This window comes from Methanoregula sp. (assembly GCF_041645475.1).
Classification (GTDB): Archaea; Halobacteriota; Methanomicrobia; order Methanomicrobiales; family Methanospirillaceae; genus Methanoregula.
Genome location: NZ_JBAZQA010000002.1, coordinates 278,815 through 297,506 on the forward strand (window position 1 = coordinate 278,815; position 18,692 = coordinate 297,506).

Here is an 18,692-nt window from a genome sequence, read left to right on the forward strand (position 1 = left end):
GGAAGAGAGCTGCATGCGTCACAGGGTGATGGTGAATTTCTCACCAGCGTTACACTCAGTAATTTCACAATAGCCAGGAGGGTTTCCGGCGTCTGTTGGTTTGTCAGAACCAAAAAAGATGATGGATCCGATGGCGCTACCAGATCTCCTGCTGCCTCTTTCGTTTTTTTACCAGAACAACCGCTGCCGACCCGATGATAATGAGCACGATGCCTGCAATGATCCACACAAGATTGCTGTGCACACCGGCCGGCACGTCCCGGAGGATTGAGTGTTCCGGTGCAGCCGGCTGGGCTGCCTGCGGGGTGCCCGGTTCACCAGACTGGGCCTGCTGGATGACGCCGGAACCGGATTTTACCGTGACCAGGGTGAAGGTACAGAGTCCCTTTGGGGATTTTGCTCTGAAGACAATATATTTGCTGTCCGTGTCGTACCGTGTGAACGCTGTATCAAGAATTTCAGCATTTGCTTCATCGTCTATCCTGAGAACCTTTACCTGGGTGATCCCGCCGTTTTTCTTCACCCATTCCTGCGGTGCGCTCATCTCGATAACCGCATCCTTTGTCTCCGTGATGCCCTCCTCATTGACAACCATGGAGTATGCGACCTCGCCGATCTCAAGCCCCCGGGAAGCGAGGGCTGACCGGTACAGGGACCGGGTCTTGTCAGGAAGTGCCTGCACGATGCTGGTCGTGATCCTGCCGCCGCCATCCGGTTTCTTGGGGATATCCACGGTCCATCTGGCCTGGATCTCCGGCATCGTCCCGATCTCGGCAGTCAGGGGCTGGCATCCGAGTTTTCCATTCTCTGTAACAGTGGTCTTCTGAATCCATGCATATGAGGTGACCGGAGGAGCCGCATAATCGTAAACTTTACCTCCTTTGCTTGAACTGCTGCTTATATGGCTGCCGCCGCTGTTTCCCCCGCTGTCTCCGCCACTCCCTCCACTCGATGAGGTAGCTGAGACCGAAGACAGGATGAACGTGGAGAGCCCATCGGGAGAAAGGGCGGTAAATAGTTCATTCCCGCTGGCATCGATTCCCGTGAACTGCGTTGTGAGGAACCGTGTCGTGCCATCATCCGCTCTCCGCATAATCACGATATGATCGCGGCCTCCGTGGGCTGTAACCCAGGCCGAGCTGACCGCCATGCAGAGGGTGGCGTTGAGGATAGAGCCCCCGCTATCGTGGTTGGCGAGGCTGGTTTTGTTAAAATTCACGGAATACGCGGTTGCATCTATCTGTTTGCCGGCACCGGTTGCCGCAAGCGTGAATGCACTTTGTGCGGCAGCATCAGGATCTTTTGTTATGGTCATCGTGATCTGTGCCGAACTGTCCGGAACTTTTCGGAGATTGAGGGTATAGTTGACAGACGGTGTCCCGACATCTACGATCGGGACGGTTACCGGAGCTCCACGGGCAATTACTGATGCGACCGAACCGGTGAGGCTGGTTCCATTATTCTCCGGCAGGGCCGTCAGGGTAATATCCATGATGTCCCAGCCATTGCCGATGCCGGCCATGGATACCGTTTTTCCGGATACGGTGGTATTCACTATACCGACCGTGACATTCTGGCCTGCGGCAGTTTCGGTAGTGGTCAGGTTCGCTACCGCAAAGGATTGATTCGCGATAGTATGGGCAATGACCAGGACCGTTGTTGAGTATGTTGTGGAACCGGCAGTGTTTGCAGCCGTGAGTTTTACCGAATAGGTTCCTGCTGAAGAATACGTATGGACCGGGTTCTGTATCGTTGATACCGGGCCCTCTCCAAAGTCCCATGACCAGGATTCCGGCTCTCCTGTTGTTGTGTCGGTGCATTCAATGCTCAGCGGTGCGTCTCCGGTAGTTTTGTTGACCACAAACGATGCAACCGGGATGGGCTTACTGACGGTGACAAAGGAATTTTTCGTAATTGTGTTACTTCCTTTGCCATTGGTTGCGGTGAGGGAAACGGAGTAAGTGCCGTAGTTTGTGTACACGTGGGTTGGATTCTGCCCGGTTGCATTTGTGTTATCGCCAAAGTCCCAGAGCCAGCTTGTCGGTGACCCCGCTGAGAGATCCGTGAACCCGACTGCCAGGGGTTTTTGTCCCCGGGTCACGTTCGATGAGAAGGATGCAACGGGCTCCCCCGCTGATGCAGATTTGTATTCGACTTTGAGGATTGCGAGGTGCGGTTCCATGTCCATGTCATTAGCAATGAGGCTCCGGAATCCAGCCGTGTTGCCGGTCGATACCATGTATGGCGTGACATCGGTGGTGTTCACGCCAATCTCCGGGCCGGCCAGGGTCCAGTAGTTGGGATATTCACGGCCATTGAAGAGCATCGTGCCCCGGGTATCTCCGGACAAACCCTTGTTGATAAATGTGGTGAGCACCGCCTTGTTGACGCTGCCCAGGTTGATCGCAGGCCCGGTGAATGGAGCGTACGCTGTTGCGGTCTCTTCCGTTGTATAGTACGTGGGGGAAGCAAACAGGAGATCGAAACCTTCATTGACGAAGATCAGTTTTTCGGTTGCGGTCGGGTCTTCATAGATTACCACCAGTTCCATTCCCCGGATAGGGGGAATTCCGCTGGCCGACACAGAGTTGCCGGCCGCATTGAACTGGCCGGTTACATCGTAGATGATCACGCCGAATGGATACGCATATCCCCCCCAGTTCTTCTTGTCGGAGTAGAAGGCGTCGTAGGATTTCAAAACCCCGTTGAAGGTGGTGACTGCCGCACCCGGCATCGCATTCCCGTTATCCCAGCAGTAGGTGATATAGAGCCGGGCATCCTTCACGGTCGCCCCGGCCGGTATCGGCAGGTCACCTGCCGTCCAGGTGGCGGTACCTGACCCGTAGGCGCTGTTCCCGAGGGAGTATATGATATCGCCATGAATGGCAGTAGTTTTCGTTGTCGTGATATCCGGTCCATCTCCCCAACGCATACCGGCATACCCGTTGCGGATAACGCCTGCACGGTATGAATACTGGTTATTGGCTTCGTTCGTCTCGGCAATGACATTTTCAGCATCGGCAGCTACCGTGACCGGTACGGATGTCCCGACTGGCCGGTCCACGGTATCAGAGGTACTGACAACCGTGCTGGCACCGGCTGCAAGTGCTGCAACATTTACCCGGGTTACGTTCCCGTCGACATTGAAGGTAATAGTGAAGGAACCGGCACTCTGTCCACCCTGGTTCTTAACCGTGGCGCTGATGCTGTTGGCGGTGTAGTGGGCGAACAGGTTCGGGGCCGGTGATGAGGCGGAGGTCGGACCTGCGGATACAGTAAGGTCCGCATTGGCAGCAGCAGTTGCGGGAAAAACCAGCAACGCACTGCACACCATGATCCAGATAAGAAGCACAGCAATAGCAAAAAACCTGGATTTATGCCGGGTTTTTTTACCGTTTACTCCGTGTACAATGCCGGACCTGTTATAACAAATTTTAAAATTCATAGCATTCAATCGCTACTTAAGTAATAATTGTATGAACAATTAAAATGTTTTGAAATAATATTGTAAAAAATTGTTACCGTGACATCACTGCAGCGCCCGCTGGATTGTCTTGCTCTACCCAATCGAGCATGGCCGAAAAAAGATCTGTTATCCGCCTTCTCGCAGTCGTTTGTAAGATCCTCCGAATTACATATGGGGCCGGTCGCTGCTGCTGTTGCCTTGCGGGGCATTTCAGGGCCTCGTTTCCAGGGTGATTTTAACCGATGGTGCCCGAACTGACGTTTGTTTTGGATGGAATTCAACACGGGCATAATACCATCGTTTCCTGGATGCACCCGTACCGGAAAAGGAGAACCGGGGGCCGGTTCGGGCCCGGCGTTGAGCGGGATACTCTGACATCCCGGTGTCACATACCCGGTTCAGGATGCAGGGTACGCTTATAAAAAAAAGGGTTTTACTTATACTCTTTGAAGAGTGCGGGGTTCTGTCGTCTGACCCACCAGCGTTTGCCGATGACAACGGCCATGATAAGGACAACGATTCCGGCAACTGCGACAATGAGCGTGGGGATGGGGAACCCGGCAGAGGGTTCGGGGACCGGAGCCGGAGGTGCGATGGTTGTCTGGGCTGCGACGGGTTTAGCGATCGTTGCTTTTGTGGTGACTGCGGCGGCCTGTAATCCGGAAGTACTTTCAGCCATTGGTGCAGCCGTTGTCGGGACGATGGTAGCGGCAGCGGTGACGGATGCGGCCGGCGTACTCTTGACCGAGATTGCAAAGAGCGAGAAGCCGGGGGTTGTGGCGGTATAATAGTACGAGTCGCCGGACTGGGATTCGAAGGTAGTCGGGAGATCGATCCACTGTCCGTTGGTATTGTGGACGAGCACGACATCCGCCGGAGCGATCTTGTTGGCCGTGAGCCACGAGCTGCTGACCGCAAACGAGATGGTAGCGTGGTCGATGGCAGACGGGCTGACGCCGACCGGTACGATCTTCTCGACGCCTGCGACCGGTCTGCCGAGCGTAGATGCCAGGTTGCCGAGGGGGTAGTCCTCGACGATCAGGTCTGTCGAGCCGAGCGTCTTCGATGGCACGATGCTGACGGAGCGGATGCCGGCCGGGGCGCTGGCTGAGACCGGCTGGGAGACCGTGAACGTGGTGGTCTGGCCGGCCAGGGCACCGGATGAGGTGACGGCAGAGGATGAAGCCCTGCCGGCGGCCTTTATCACAACGGTCGGGCCATCGGAGCCGCCGTCCAGCACGCTGCTGCCGGCAGAAGAAGAGCCGGACGAGACTGCTGATACGGATGCAACCGAGAAGGTCGAGAGCCCGTTGGGCGAGATGATGATTAAGATATAATTGCCGGATGCGTCGGGGCCGGATATCGTGGGTATCAGGATCTGGTCGGCACCGCTCTCCGGGTGGCGGAGGATTGCAAGAGCACTGGTGCCGCCATGGGCATCTACCCAGGTCTTGCTTACGGTCATGGTCAGGGTGGCGGACTGGATGATACCTCCATCGCCGGCGTTTGCCAGGTTGGTCTTCTGGACGTTTAAGGTGTAGGCGATCTCATCGATCTGCTTGCCTGCCGAGCTGGCGAAGAGACTGAACGAGGTCTGGGCGGTTGCGTCCGGGTCTTTTGTTATGGTCTGGGTGATTGTCGCAGTGGTACCGGGCATCCCGCTCATGTTGAGCGCGATCTGGACCGTCGGGTTGCCCACGACCGGAATGGGTGCCGTGACCGGCTCGGTGACGGCCCTGACCGTTTCAACCGTGCCGTTGATGGCGGAGCCGGAAGTTTCCGGAGTATTATCCAGGGTGATCTCCATGTGGTTCCACCCGCTGCCGACATTTGTCATGTTGACGACATTGCCGGTTTGAGTGACATTTGCACCGGTAATGATCGAGACGTTCTGGACGCTGCCAGCGGTGGTTGTCTGGACTCCGGGGATCGTGAAGGTGTTGGTCTCAACGACCGGTGCAATCACCGATATATATCCGGTTCTGGTAACCTGGTTGCTGCCGGCGGTGTTGGCTGCCGTCAGTTTCACGGTATATGTCCCGTTATTCGCAAACGTATGAACCGGGTTCTGTTCGGTGGATGAACCACTGTCGCCGAAGTCCCATGTCCAGGATGCCGGTGAGTTGGTTGAAGCATCGGTAAATTTCACGGCCAGCGGTTTGTCACCGACCGTCTTGTTGGCGCTGAACGCCGCAACCGGTGCGGTTACAGTACTCGTAACGGTAATGTACCCAAATTTCACGAGCGAGTTGCTGCCACCGGCATTGGTTGCCGTAAGGTTGACGGTGTATGTTCCTGCTGCTGCATATGTGTGAACCGGGTTCTGTACCGTAGCGTTGGTGGAATCATTGTCGCCGAAGTCCCATGTCCAGGATGCCGGCGAGTTGGTTGAAGCATCGGTAAAGGGTACCGTGAGCGGAGCGGCCCCGGATGTTGAACTGGCAGAGAACGCTGCAACCGGTGCCCCGGTAGCAGCTGTTACCGTGAAGAGGCTTTTTCCCTCCGTGAACGACCCGGGATTGGTCACGTCAACTTCCCAGAGGCCCGGTGCTGCACCGGTCAGGTTGAACGTGCAGGTGATCCTTGTCGGGGACTGGACCACGACATTGGTTGCATTGATAATGGGCTGTCCCTCCCTGACCAGGTCCACGATAGCCCCGGAAGCAAAGTTGGCTCCTTTCAGGTCGCTGATAGTGACCGTTCCGGCATTGGTCCCGCTCGACGGGGTTATGCTGGTGAGCGTCGGGGGCACAGGGGCTGCACTTACGGTGATGAAACCGGACTTCTCGAGCGAGTTGCTGCCACCGGCATTGGTAGCCGTGAGGTTGACGGTGTATGTTCCTGCCGATGCGTAAGCGTGGACCGGGTTCTGCACCGTAGCGTTGGTGGAATCATTGTCCCCGAAGTCCCAGATCCAGCTTGTCGGCGAGTTGGTTGAGGTGTCGGTGAAAGTGACCGTTAATGGTGCGGTACCTGAGGCTGGCGTTCCGGAGAATCCGGCAATTGGTGCGGATGGGGCGGTCGGGTATTTCACCGTGAGGGCAGCGAGCGTTGTTTTGAATGAGGAACCAACCGCGGTGAATCCTAAATTACTGGATGATCCTGCGATCAGATTGTTCGTGACATCGAACGAGTTGTATTTCCAGTACGAACTCGATCCGAGAGAGGTTTTCGTGATGCTGCTCGATGAATCCGGGAATTTATAGGTGGCATCCGAGCTGGAGAATGCAACGTTTTTCAGATTGGCACTTGTCCACCCGCTGGCGATTGAACTGGTATCAAAGGTGGTAGAACTGCTGGTTCCGGCCGGGCCCATCCAGTCATTGCCGTGATTCACGACATATTTCACGACATCGCTGTCGCCATCGTTGTAAGCGACCACAAGGGTGATCCCCTTGATCCTGCCGTCAAACAGATAGCCGGCAATGGCGGTATCGGTGACCGTGACAACCGGGCTCGCTGAGCTGATCCGATCTTTCACATCATAGACCGCTTCGTAGTCCGAGTAGACTTTCATGACATGGTCGTTGACCGGGTAAGCGGTACCGTTTGTCTGGGAGGCAACGTTCAGGGTCTCGGTACCAAGAACGGTCCCGTCAAGAGTGACAACGGAAGTAGCGCCGTAACTGCTGTTTGCATTGCCCGAATAGGTGGTAACGTACAGCCGTGCCCAGGTAATGTTGTTCACCGATCGTGCCGGCAGGGTGAATATCGTAGTATTCGATGTCGTCCATGGACTCACGGATTTCACATAAAGATCTCCGCTGACTGTTCCGCTGGAAACGGTGGCCAGGTAATCGTGCGCCGTTCCTGCGGCAAGTACGTGGGTTTTAGTCAGGGTGTTGCTCCCGGCCGCGTTGGTTGCCGTGAGCCGGATATCGTAGGTTCCTGCGGCTGCGAAACGATAACTCGTGTTCTGTTCGGTCGAGAACTGTGTCCAGGCACCGTTGTCGGCAAGCCGGAATTCCCATTTCCATGAGGTGGGGGAGTTGGCCGAGGTGTCGTTGAAGGTTGCAGAGACCGGAGCAATGCCGTTCGTGACTGTAGTGTTGAACGCGGCGACCGGAGCAACTGACCCGGTATTCACGGTGATGAAATTCGTGCTCTTCTGGCTATTGCTGCCGGCAGCGTTCGTTGCTGTCAGGTCTACTGTATAGGTTCCAGCCGATGCGTAGGTGTGGACCGGGTTCTGCACCGTAGCGTTGGTTGCATCGCTGTCCCCAAAGTCCCAGAGCCAACTGGTCGGCGAATTGGTCGAAGTGTCGGTGAAGACAACCGTGAACGGTGCGGTACCGGCGGTTGAGGCTGACGTGAACGAGGCAACCGGTGCTGTGGCTCCCGGGTATTTCACCGCAAGCGTAGCGAGCGTTGTCTTGAATGAGTCTGATCCGAGGGTATACTGGAATACATTATCGGTTGCAGGGTTGACAGCACTGGTCACCGACCAGGTGTGGTTCTCGAAGTAGTTGATCGGGCTGACCGGGTCTGCATTTGGCTGGGTCACTCCGTTAAAGGTATATGAACCGTCTTTGCTCGACAGCGCCACATTATGCAGGGTTGCATCGGTAAATCCTGAAGGAATACCGGCGGTTCCGAAGGTTGTCGACGAACTTCCGGAATTGATCCAGTCCCCGCCGTGATTGACCCAGTATTTTACCTGGTCTGCGTCGCCATCGTTATAAGCAACAACGAGCGTGACTGCCTTGAGCCGCCCGTCAAACTGGGTCCCGGTCTTCTCGATTCTGACATGGACGGCCGGGTTCCGGGAGGTGATGAGGCTCGTGACATCGTACTCGGTCTCGTAATCCGAGTAGACCCGGTTGGTGTGATCGTTGAGCCAGTAGACCCTGCCATCCTTGGAGTAGGTGCTCATGCTCATGTTCTCCACGCCAAGGACGGTCTCGTACGTGCCGTCGCCGTTGCCGTCAAGCGAAGTGGTTGTCCGGGCGGGCATGTTCTGGGATCCGGAACCGGAGTAGACATTGACGTAGACGTGTGCCCACTGGATGTTCGTATACGCCGGGAGGGCGAACTGCTGGTCAAGATTCCGCGATGTGACCGTGTTTGCCCCGGGCTGGCTGGCGAATGCGACCGGCTGGAACGCACCCACGTACAGGTCACCGGATACCGTACCGTTCTTCGCGTTCGTGAGCGGCAGGGTTGTACCGGTGACCGGGCTGACAGTAACGAAATTCGTCTGGATCGTGGTGTTGGTTCCGCCCGTTCCCGTAGCGGTCAGGGTCACGTTATACGTGCCGGCATTCGTGTAGGTATGTGCCGGGCTCTGCAGGGTCGAGGGTGTGCTGTAATCGCCGAAGTCCCACGACCATGCGGTTATGCTGCCGGCCGTCTGGTCCGTGAACTGGACAATAAGCGGGAAGGTGCCGCTCGTGGGAGTCGCGGTGAAGGTTGGGATTGGATCGGTGGATCCGCCGGACCCGGCACTTACCGTGATATACCCGGATTTCACGAGCGAGTTGCTGCCAGCCGTATTCGTTGCCGTCAGACTGACCGTGTAGGTTCCAGCCGATGCGTAGGTGTGGACCGGGTTCTGGACTGTTGCGTTAACGGAACTGCTGTCGCTGAAATCCCACAGCCAGCTTGTCGGGGAGTTGGTAGACGTATCCGTGAAAATTGCTGTAAACGGCGCTGTTCCGGATGTCGGTGTGCCGGAGAATGCGGCAACCGGTACTGATACAGCCGTACCCTGATACTCAACGTTCAGGATTGCGAGGTATGGTTCCATACCCCAGCCTTCATTCGCGCTCCGCATCAGGACCATGTTGTTATCCGCGGTGAGGTATGGCGTGACATCGGTTGTATTCACCTTCACCTCGCCGGCTCCGGTAGTCCAGTACTGCGGCCATGACGTCCCGTTGAACAGCATTATGCCTTTGGCACTCCCGGCAGTAACTGATGTGATAACCTGTGCAGCTTTCACACGGCTCATATCGATCGATGCACCGGTGAACGGGGCATATGCTGTCGCGGTCTCTTCGGTTGTATAGTAATTGGATGATGCAAAGAGCATGTCGAAGCCTTCGCTGATGAAGATCTGCTTCTCGGTCGCGTTCGCATCTTCGTAGGTGACCACGAGGTTCATTCCCCGGACCGGTGCATATGCATGTGTGAATGCGGCACTGTTCCCGTTGGCATTGAACTGGCTGGTCACATTGAAGATGAACACGCCGTAGGCATAGTCCGAGTACGATCCCCAGCCTTTCTGTTCGCGATAGTGAACCTCATGAGGTACTGTAACCCCGTTGAAGGTCATGGTGGTTGTTCCCAGCATGTTGCCGGTATGGTCCCAGGTATACGGTACATAGAGCCGGACATCTTTTACGGTCGCACCGGCCGGGATCGGCAGGTTGGCTGCGGTCCAGGTTGTCGTATCCGATCCATACACGCTGTTTCCCAGGGAATAGATTGTATCCCCATGGATAGCGTAGGTCCTGTTTGTCGTGATATCCGGGTCGTCACTCCACCGGTGACCGGTGTATCCGTTCCGGATAACCGATGCTGTGTACGAGTATGCATTGTTGCCCTCATTGCTCTCGGCAACGGCACTTTCAGCATCGGCGGTCACCGTGACCGGGACGGATGCGCCGACAGTCCTGTCAACGCTGTCCGTTACACTGACAACGATACTGTTCCCGGCTCCCAGCTCCGTGACCCTGACACGGGTCACGTTCCCGTCAACATTGAAGGAAACATTGAATGATCCGATACCGCCTGTCCCTTGGTTCTTAACCGTGGCACTGATAGAGTTCGCGGGGTAGTGGGCGAACAGGTCCGGGGCCGGGGACGATGACGATGTCGGGATGGCAGAAACGGTGAGGTCTATCGTCGTTGGCACGTCTGCCGGTTCGTTCACGGCCGGTTCGGTATCGGCAAGCTGGCGCACGAACACCCAGTCGTAGTAGCCGGTTCTTCCTGAAGAGGTTGAGGAATACAAGTAAGCGGGCAATGTTGCTTGGGTAAAATTCATACTTCCGGTACTCGGAGGATTCGTTCCAACCGTCAACGTGGTTTGTGTTGAATTCCAAAGCAGTTCCGTGGTCAGATACTGATCGGGTAAAGATCCGATTGAACTGGTTTTGGATGTCTCATCGAAATATTGCGTAACCCCATTGACGTATGTCTTTAACGTTATCGCATGAGAAGATATGACACTAACTACTGTATAATTTCCACTATTGGATTCGCTTTGGAAACCTGCAGCTTGGTTATGTCCATACAGATTCCCATAAAATCGCAGCGATGCATTGTTGCGGAAATATGTATTGGACTGGATACCATTTCTTCCCTTAAGAGCTAACTGCGAATTGCTGACCGTATAAGTACCCGTACCGGAGACCCGTGACCACTTGGTCGTGTCCAAGGAGGATCCATTGAAATCATCGAACAGGGCAAAGGTTGCATCGCCATTCGCTGCACTCCCGATGGTGGCGTTCCCATAATAAATGTCGATGGGGACCGTGTTCGCGTACCCTGCCGGGATTGACGGCATCTTCACCCAGAAGGTGGCGTTGTCCGTGCCCACCGGGGTCTCCATCCAGTAGGTCAGAGAAGTGCCGTCACCGAGGGCGAACCGGACATCATTGAATGTGGGCTGGGCAATGCCCGGCAGGTGGATATTCTCCGAGGAATCCGTGCCGGTCGCGTTATAGAGTACGAATTTCACCGGGTAGTCCGTAAGGGTGGTGGCGGCCCCGTGGATGTTCGCCCGTGTGTGGCCGGTGAAATCGGACGGAGACCAGTCTGCGGCCGATGCGGATGCGCAGAGGAGCATGACCCCGATGAGGGCCAGCATCATGAGCCGGGAGGTGTTCAGATACGGGGCGGGAGGGGTCTCCCGCAGGAGCTGGGTATCATTTGAGGAAAAATTCATAATATTCCGGGTGAGAATTTAACATTTATTCATATATAAAGTAAGACTTTTTGAATTTTGGTAACACTAAATTAGAACAACCTGGTGTAAAACACAATCTGTACCACGGGTTTAACAGAGTGGGCGCCCATAACCCGGGCAGATCCCGTCCCGGTCAATATCCTGTCCGCATGATCCCGCGCTCCCGGAACGGGTAGTGCCGGAATCGCATCTCCGGAGGGAAGCCCATCTGTTCGTGAACTGCCGGATGCCAGAAGGCCCCGAAAAAAAAAGGTGAGGATTAATACTTGACTTTCAGGATGGCAACTGCCAGCTTATACCAGCTGTTGGTCCCGGCCCGGTCATAGGTAAAGTCGTTATCAGTGTCGATGTCAGCAGGATCAATAGGAGTAAACTGGTTGAGCCGGGCATAGCTGTTGGATCCGATCGTGCTCGGCGTCACGGATGCCGAGTTCCACGTGTAAACCCCATTGGCCGATGCAATGTCATCGGTATAGAGGGTGGCACTGGTGATGTAGTCGAGGTCCGGTATTCCATTGAAATTGGTTACCCCCACGTAACTTGGATCATCCTTGGTGCTCGGGTCCTGGCCTTCGTTAATCCAGTACTTTGTCTGCGAACCGCCTGCCTGGTTCCAGCCGTACACAAGTTTGGCTTCCTTTATGCGGCCATCGAACCGGCCGGAGACGTTAGTCGTGCTGATGTCCAGCGTCACAGTCGAAGCGGTAATATAGTTCGTCACATCGAAGACTGCTACATAGTCGCTTGTGACCCGGTTGAGCTTCACCAGGGGTGATGATACAGACGTGTTCGGAGCCATGCCGGTCGAGTTGACGTATGCCAGATCCAGCGGCTGTTTGTTGGCAAGAACTACCGGGGTACCCCCGCTCGGGGTGAGGGTGACGCTCAGGGTTCCCTGCCAGTTTTCAGTCATACTTGCGGTGTACGGCACAATGTACAGTCGCGCGAACTGGACATCGGAAGTTGTCAGTCCCGAGAATGTTGCAGTCGTGTTGTCGTTGTTGATCGGGTTGTCGGTCTTCCAGGTGTTGGCAAACTTTGCATCTACATCACCGGTAACGGTACCGGTAATTGCCTGGCTCGGCGCCGCGCCTTTCCAGTAGTTATCCGCCGACACCACGCCAGCGAACGACAGCATCGCCACGAGCACCAGCGCGATCATCAGCACATGGTTCCTGCGCGGTTTCGCTCCGCCATTGAGCAGGTAGGAGAACCTGCCAAGTCTGCTTTCATTGCTTGTTTTTTTCATTGAGAGTTCCTCGTATCCGCAAAACAAGGTTGCGGACGAAATGGAATCAGCTCACGAGCTATTTAACACTTTTTTTAACATTCTTAACACGAATTTATACAAATATTTTTTTTGTGCTACTAAACAGGGGTGGAATAAAGAAATGGAGAGGAGAGATGTCACCGTCTTTTCAGGAAAGACCTCTCTCCATCACCCGTATTTCCGAAAACTTACCCTTTCCCGAACTATCTGAAAATCTGAATCTGTTGTCAAAAAAAAGATCCCGCTATCCGCATTCCGGCAGCCTTTTAATCCCCTTGTGGGCAAAACATGGTGGCATGTCTCACCCCCAGCCGGAACTGCATTGTGGGGCATTCTATGACATCGTTTCCGCTCGTATTCTGGCAATCGGGGGCCGTATATCAGAGTTTTTCAGGCCAGATCCAATCCGGGCCTTTTACGGGCTTTTCCCGTTCGGTCCGGAAAGCGAGTCGGGAAATCAGGAGCCTGTAAGGGTCCGGAATGCCATTTGTGGGGGTAAATCCGGGTAAGGGCTTCATACCCGGTTTCATCTTTCAGAGTATCATTAAATACACATACATACACAGAGCTGATCATGTCCACAAAAACCATCAGCATAACCGAGGAGGCGTACGAGCGGCTCAAGGCATTAAAAAAAGACGAAAAGACGAGTTTCTCCGATGTGATCGTGCACTATTATCCGGTGAAACGGAAACTCTCTGATGTCCTTACCGAGCTGGGGGACTGCTCGGAGCTTGCGGATAATGTAGAAACGGTATCCCGCGAAATGCGGAAGGGCCGGATGCACGAGGTCACGTTCTGATGCCGGTTGCCGATACCTCGTTCCTTGTCGACCTGATGAGAAGAGATCCTGGCGCACTCCGGTCATATGCCGGATTTGAACAACAGGGGATTGCACTCTCCACAAGCGCAGTTACCGCTATGGAGTTATACAAAGGTGCATATGTTTCAAAAAATCCGGACAATCCCCTCAAGGTCAGGACCATCCTGGAATTATTCACTCTTCTGCCGCTTGACGAAACCGTGTACGAAGTTTTCGGCAGGATTGCGGCGGGTCTGTACCTTGCCGGTACCCCGGTCGGGGATTTCGATGAAGTGATTGCCGCAATAGCGCTTTGTCATGATGGAGAAATTATCACCCGGGACGCCCATTTTAAAAAGATCCCGGGCCTCACCGTCACCGGGTATTAATTTTTCAGCCGGTTCCGGTTAGTTCCCACCCCGTCCGGTTACTGCGCAGATCTGGTTCCTGTTATCCCTCATTTGTACAACGTATATGGATATTGCTGTAATACTGATTAAAAATTTTTCAGATTATCTGTACTCAAATAAAAAAGTTTATCCGAATTGGTATTATTAATTTTATAATACGTAATACAAAACGGGTAACAATTATGAATTTTCGCATTTTCAGTACGCTCGTCATCACCATTATACTCGCCGCAATCCTCATCGTCCCCGTGGCAGCCCAGTATGATTTCGAGGGGATCCCCCTCACGGTCCATGCGCAGGGTGCCGTGAACGGGGATGTTCTCACGTTCGGAAAATACGGCCTCAACAACCCCCCGTGCGAGCTCCAGTTCGAGCTCCCGGCCGCCCCCACGTATGCACGGGTTTATACCGGTGTCTGGGGAGGAACCGAAAAATATACCGGCTGGACGGAGCTCACCATCAACAACCTCCGGAAAGCAAAGTATGTATTAAACGGCGACCGGGACCGGAACCGGGAGGTGTACGAATCCGGTCACGGTATCTACTGGATCGGGTACGACACGACCGGAGTCCTGAAGAAGGGAAACAACGTGATCACGGTTGCGACCAGCAAGAACGATCCCGGCAACAAGCTGGACGGGAGGGTCTACGGCATCGTTGTCGTGGCCGTTGTTGAAGATCCGGCCGGAGGGTCAACCCAGTACTGGATCGCGGAAGGCAACGAAAATCTTCATGGCGAAGGATGGGCCGGGACCAATCCCACAAAGCACGATGAAACGAACGTGACGTTTTTTGGTGCTGACGTTCAGGGCATAACCCGGGCAAACCTTACCCTCCTCCTGCTTGCCGGCGGGAAAGGACAGCCGGATTACGTGCAGTTCAACAACCGCTACTTGGGAACACCTGTCCGGCCGGTCAAAGGTTTCAATGTCACCGATATCGGGGACGAAATTTCATTCAACGCGGACGGGGGAAGCGGCACCGAATCGCGGTACGTGGATGCAGAAACGTTCCGTGTCTCTCCCTCCGTACAAACCACAAATACCGTCCGATTCATACGGGGAATCGACCTGGATGGTGACGGGACCATTACCACTACGGGAGATTCTCCTGAGGGCGAGGATTATATCCACCCCGTGCTTGCAATCCTCTCCATAAAAAAGAGTGGCAACTCCCCGGCAACCGATCTCGCCATTGAAAGCCTGAGTGCCAGCAACGCGTACAACGGCGACGTGGCCACGCTGACTGCGGAAGTGCGAAGCTACGGTGTCCAGCCAAAAGATCCCGTGCCGGTTACCTTCTTCGTGGATGGCCGGGCTATCAACACCACGAAAACCGTCCTGCACCCGAGCGGGATAACCCTTGTCAGCGTACCCTGGGATGCGGTGACGGGATCGTATGCACTATCCGCTCAAGTGTCGGCCCCGGGGGATTCCCGGTCCGGTAACAATGCTGCAAACAACCAGGTCACGATCGGCACTCCGCCGGATCTTTCCGTTTCTGTGGGAGCACCGGCCCATAAGGACGCCGCACCCGGCACCGGTACCACAAAAGCGCCGCTCACCCTCATCCCGGTTGTTCTCGGGATCGGTGTCCTCGCATTCCTCCGGCGCCGGGGCCCGGGATCAGCACTTGTGGTATTTACTCTCACTCTTGCAATCTTTGCGGCCACGATCGGCCTGGTTGCTCCGGCTGAGGCAGTTTCGGATATCCAGGAGTATTCCCTGCCGGTCCAGATTGCCAACAACGGGGGGAGCGATGCCCCGTCCTTCGTGGTATCGGTATATCTTGACGGCGAAAAAATAGCCGACAAGCAGGTCAGCGATGGAATAAAAGCACATTCGTCAGTTTCGATTAACATTCCCATTTTTACCGCACCGGGCACTCATGACCTCAAAGTCGTAGCCGATGAAGCCGGCCTCGTAAAAGATCCGTCCCGGTCGAATAATCTTGTGCAGGGCCGCTATGATTTCCCGAAATAGGATCGCAGTGTCCATGGTTATGGCCCTGGTCCTCATGGCCCCCGTAGTGGCAACGTATGCCGGTGATAAACCGCTCACTACCGTGTATGCGGGAGAGGAGAATGGCGGGTGTATCTTCTCTGTCGGGAACAGCACGTACAGCGGAACGCTCCACCCGGGCGAGCATTACCCGGTCTCGTTTGAGGTAGATCTTCCAAATGATGCAACCGTCCGCTACCAGCGGTATTATCTCTACTGGGCCTGGAGCCGGAAAGACCAGCAGGCCGTCCATCCCGCTATAACGGCAACCCGCTGTCCGGGATCCGACCGCAGTGCAGCGCCGTTCGTGCGGTACGTTGACAACAAGGGGTTTTCGAGCGCAAGCGATTTCTATTCCGGCATGGACGCATTCACCTGCGGGAACCTGTCGCCCGGGAAAAACACGGTAACGTTTGAGATAGAAAATACCGGCGAGGGCAACAGCACGTTTGTTGTCCAGGGAGCCGGTGTCCTTGCCGTATATGAAAGCCCCTCGTCCCCCCCGGGTTTCATCGAGGTCCGGGAGGGATGCGACATGCTCTACAGCAGTTATGGCATAACCCCGGAAATGGCGACAAGCCGTATGGATTTCAGGGAAAACATCGACATTTCCCGGCTCTCGAAAGCAACACTTGAGCTGGTGGCGCCTTCGGGCGGGTATACCCGTTCGGATATCATCCAGAAAAATACCCTTTCAGTAAACAGTAAAAAAAGCGATACGCTTCCCCAGTTCATCACAACTGTCCTCAACCTTGTCTTTCCAGAAGCGCGGGGAAAGGAATGGGTGGATGTTTTTGACTCCGACCAGCAGCAGCAGATCGGGATCGAGACCCGCGACGTAACACCGTACCTTGTTGGCAAATCCAATTTTGCGGCGGTCCAGGACCGGGGGGATTATCTCCTCCTGACAAACGCGATACTGAAAGTAGACTATAATTGAGGAGATACCATGCCGGGAATTATTGAAGCAGACCAACTCACCAAAACCTACAAGGGAACTGTCCCTGCACTTACCAACGCGAGTTTCCATGTGGACAATGGCGAATTCGTAACCCTGATCGGGCGGAGCGGTTCGGGAAAAAGCACGCTCCTCAACATTCTCGGGTGTCTTGACCGGCCGGACTCCGGCCAGATTAAAATTGACGGAATAACAGTAGATTATAATGATCCGGCCCAGCTTGTCAATATCCGCAGATCCAAAATCGGGTTCATCTTCCAGCAGTTCAATCTCCTGCCCTACCTCACGGCCCAGGAAAATGTCGAGTATCCTCTCCTTTTCAATTACCGCGATCCTCAGACCCGGGCCCGGGCTGCAGGGGAACTGCTCCGGCGCGTTGGGCTGTATGACCGGCGGACCCATCACCCCTCGGAGCTGAGCGGGGGCGAACAGCAGCGGGTATCCATTGCCCGCGCCCTCATCAACAATCCCCCGATCGTATTTGCTGACGAGCCGACCGGGAACCTTGACCAGAAGACAAGCGAGGATATTTTCCGGCTGCTCCGATCCATCCGCGAAGAGAGCAAAACAACATTTTTCATTGTCACCCACGAGCGGGATTTTGGGGCATTTTCAGACCGTTCGTTCCAGCTTAAGGACGGGCAGGTGATCGATACATGGTAAAACTCCTTGATTACGCCCGGCTCTCCGCCCGGCAGCTCCAGAAAAAACGGATGCGCATCCTCCTGACAGCGATCGGGATTGCCATCGGCATCGCGGCAGTTGTCGGCATCATTTCACTCGGAGAAGGAATCCGCTACCAGGCCATCGAGACCGTAAAACAACAGTCGGATCTCTCGCTCATCGAAGTCACCGGCACCGTAAAGGATGGGACCGTCATTCCCATCACGGAATCCAAAGTGGCGCTCATACGGGCCATACCACATGCAGAATCGGCAGGCCCGGTGTACCGGGCCTCGTTCTCCACGCTCCGGCAGACATATCTCGGGGTAACGGGTATACGCGGGGAAGATTTCCAGGCCCTTTTCAAGCCATCGTTCTCATCGGGAGCATTCCCGGATCCTGGTTCCAACCAGGTTGTTCTTGGCTACGATGTAGCGGAAAAACTCCGGAAATACGAGGGCATCCGGTCGGGAGACCTGTTCACGGTCGTTATCCGCGACTATGACCAGAACGGTGCACCGATGGATCGCAAACTGGCGTTACGCGCGAGCGGGGTTCTCAGGGAACGGGGTGACTCGCTCGATAACATGGTGATCATGGATCTCGATGCCGTAAAAGAAATGTCGGGTGAGGATACCTCGTACAATTCGATCTACGTCCGGGTCGATGATCCCGAACATGTCTTTTCCGTAGTTGGCGAGATCCAGTTGCTCGGGCTTACGGCAACCGGCGCATTCCAGCAGATCGAGTCCGTGAACCGGTTCATGGACCTCGTCATCCTCTTCCTCTCCCTCTTTGCGGCCATCTCACTCGTTATCGGGGCACTCATGATCGTCAACACCATGGTCATGTCCGTATATGAGCGGACCCGCGAGATTGGTGTGAGCATGGCCGTAGGGGCTTCCCGGAGCGATGTTATGACGCTCATCTTAATGGAGTGTTTCTATATCGGGATCATCGGCGGGCTGCTCGGCGATTTCCTCGGGCTTGCGTTCTCTTTCTGTCTCAACACGCTTGGGAAATCGTACCTTATGACTCAGATGGGAGATCTCTTCTCCGGGTTTGCCCGGTACGATCTCTCGATCGTAACCCCGGGGATCCTTGTCATGGGGTTCCTTGTTGCGGTTATCCTCTCGCTCTTGTCGGGATTGTATCCCGCGATGAAGGCTGCCGCTCTCGACCCGGTCGAGGCAATCCACCACACGTGATAC

The 18,692-nt window shown here is 55.1% G+C and carries 9 protein-coding genes; 6 read left to right on the plus strand and 3 right to left on the minus strand.

Annotation, left to right across the window (positions count from 1 at the left end):
* Positions 1 to 136: 136 nt before the first annotated feature.
* The 3 genes from WC598_RS03285 to WC598_RS03295 all read right to left on the minus strand — a co-directional run bounded on the left by WC598_RS03285 (position 137) and on the right by WC598_RS03295 (position 12,627).
* Positions 137 to 3,352, minus strand: coding sequence for a DUF3344 domain-containing protein (locus tag WC598_RS03285; protein WP_372960039.1), 3,216 nt, complete (start codon positions 3,350 to 3,352; stop codon positions 137 to 139).
* Between the two features lie 547 nt (positions 3,353 to 3,899).
* Positions 3,900 to 11,357, minus strand: coding sequence for a DUF2341 domain-containing protein (locus tag WC598_RS03290; RefSeq protein ID WP_372960040.1), 7,458 nt, complete (start codon positions 11,355 to 11,357; stop codon positions 3,900 to 3,902).
* A gap of 280 nt (positions 11,358 to 11,637) precedes the next feature.
* Positions 11,638 to 12,627, minus strand: coding sequence for a DUF3344 domain-containing protein (locus tag WC598_RS03295; RefSeq protein ID WP_372960041.1), 990 nt, complete (start codon positions 12,625 to 12,627; stop codon positions 11,638 to 11,640).
* A 595-nt stretch (positions 12,628 to 13,222) separates the two neighbouring features.
* Between WC598_RS03295 and WC598_RS03300 the strand changes: the two genes are divergently transcribed.
* The 6 genes from WC598_RS03300 to WC598_RS03325 all read left to right on the plus strand — a co-directional run bounded on the left by WC598_RS03300 (position 13,223) and on the right by WC598_RS03325 (position 18,689).
* Positions 13,223 to 13,450 (plus strand): antitoxin VapB family protein, encoded by a 228-nt coding sequence (locus WC598_RS03300; protein WP_372960042.1) that lies wholly within the window; start codon positions 13,223 to 13,225, stop codon positions 13,448 to 13,450.
* Positions 13,450 to 13,839, plus strand: a complete 390-nt coding sequence (locus WC598_RS03305) for a type II toxin-antitoxin system VapC family toxin (RefSeq protein ID WP_372960043.1) — start codon at positions 13,450 to 13,452, stop codon at positions 13,837 to 13,839. The genes WC598_RS03300 and WC598_RS03305 overlap by 1 nt, the downstream gene beginning before the upstream one ends.
* 203 nt (positions 13,840 to 14,042) lie before the next feature.
* Positions 14,043 to 15,842 carry a DUF3344 domain-containing protein gene (locus tag WC598_RS03310; RefSeq protein ID WP_372960044.1) on the plus strand — a complete coding sequence of 600 codons (1,800 nt, stop codon included), beginning with the start codon at positions 14,043 to 14,045 and terminating at the stop codon, positions 15,840 to 15,842.
* A gap of 13 nt (positions 15,843 to 15,855) precedes the next feature.
* Positions 15,856 to 16,800 carry a DUF3344 domain-containing protein gene (locus WC598_RS03315; RefSeq protein WP_372960045.1) on the plus strand — a complete coding sequence of 315 codons (945 nt, stop codon included), beginning with the start codon at positions 15,856 to 15,858 and terminating at the stop codon, positions 16,798 to 16,800.
* Positions 16,801 to 16,809: 9 nt separating this feature from the next.
* Positions 16,810 to 17,481, plus strand: a complete 672-nt coding sequence (locus WC598_RS03320) for an ABC transporter ATP-binding protein (RefSeq protein ID WP_372960046.1) — start codon at positions 16,810 to 16,812, stop codon at positions 17,479 to 17,481.
* Positions 17,475 to 18,689 (plus strand): ABC transporter permease, encoded by a 1,215-nt coding sequence (locus WC598_RS03325; RefSeq protein ID WP_372960047.1) that lies wholly within the window; start codon positions 17,475 to 17,477, stop codon positions 18,687 to 18,689. The genes WC598_RS03320 and WC598_RS03325 overlap by 7 nt, the downstream gene beginning before the upstream one ends.
* Positions 18,690 to 18,692 lie beyond the last annotated feature (3 nt).

Bases quoted from the DNA above. Each gene is read 5' to 3' on its own strand.
- WC598_RS03290 (WP_372960040.1), bottom strand. From the start codon at position 11,357: ATGAATTTTTCCTCAAATGATACCCAGCTCCTGCGGGAGACCCCTCCC.
- WC598_RS03295 (WP_372960041.1), bottom strand. From the start codon at position 12,627: ATGAAAAAAACAAGCAATGAAAGCAGACTTGGCAGGTTCTCCTACCTG.
- WC598_RS03300 (WP_372960042.1), top strand. From the start codon at position 13,223: ATGTCCACAAAAACCATCAGCATAACCGAGGAGGCGTACGAGCGGCTC.
- WC598_RS03305 (WP_372960043.1), top strand. From the start codon at position 13,450: ATGCCGGTTGCCGATACCTCGTTCCTTGTCGACCTGATGAGAAGAGAT.
- WC598_RS03310 (WP_372960044.1), top strand. From the start codon at position 14,043: ATGAATTTTCGCATTTTCAGTACGCTCGTCATCACCATTATACTCGCC.
- WC598_RS03315 (WP_372960045.1), top strand. From the start codon at position 15,856: ATGGTTATGGCCCTGGTCCTCATGGCCCCCGTAGTGGCAACGTATGCC.
- WC598_RS03320 (WP_372960046.1), top strand. From the start codon at position 16,810: ATGCCGGGAATTATTGAAGCAGACCAACTCACCAAAACCTACAAGGGA.
- WC598_RS03325 (WP_372960047.1), top strand. From the start codon at position 17,475: ATGGTAAAACTCCTTGATTACGCCCGGCTCTCCGCCCGGCAGCTCCAG.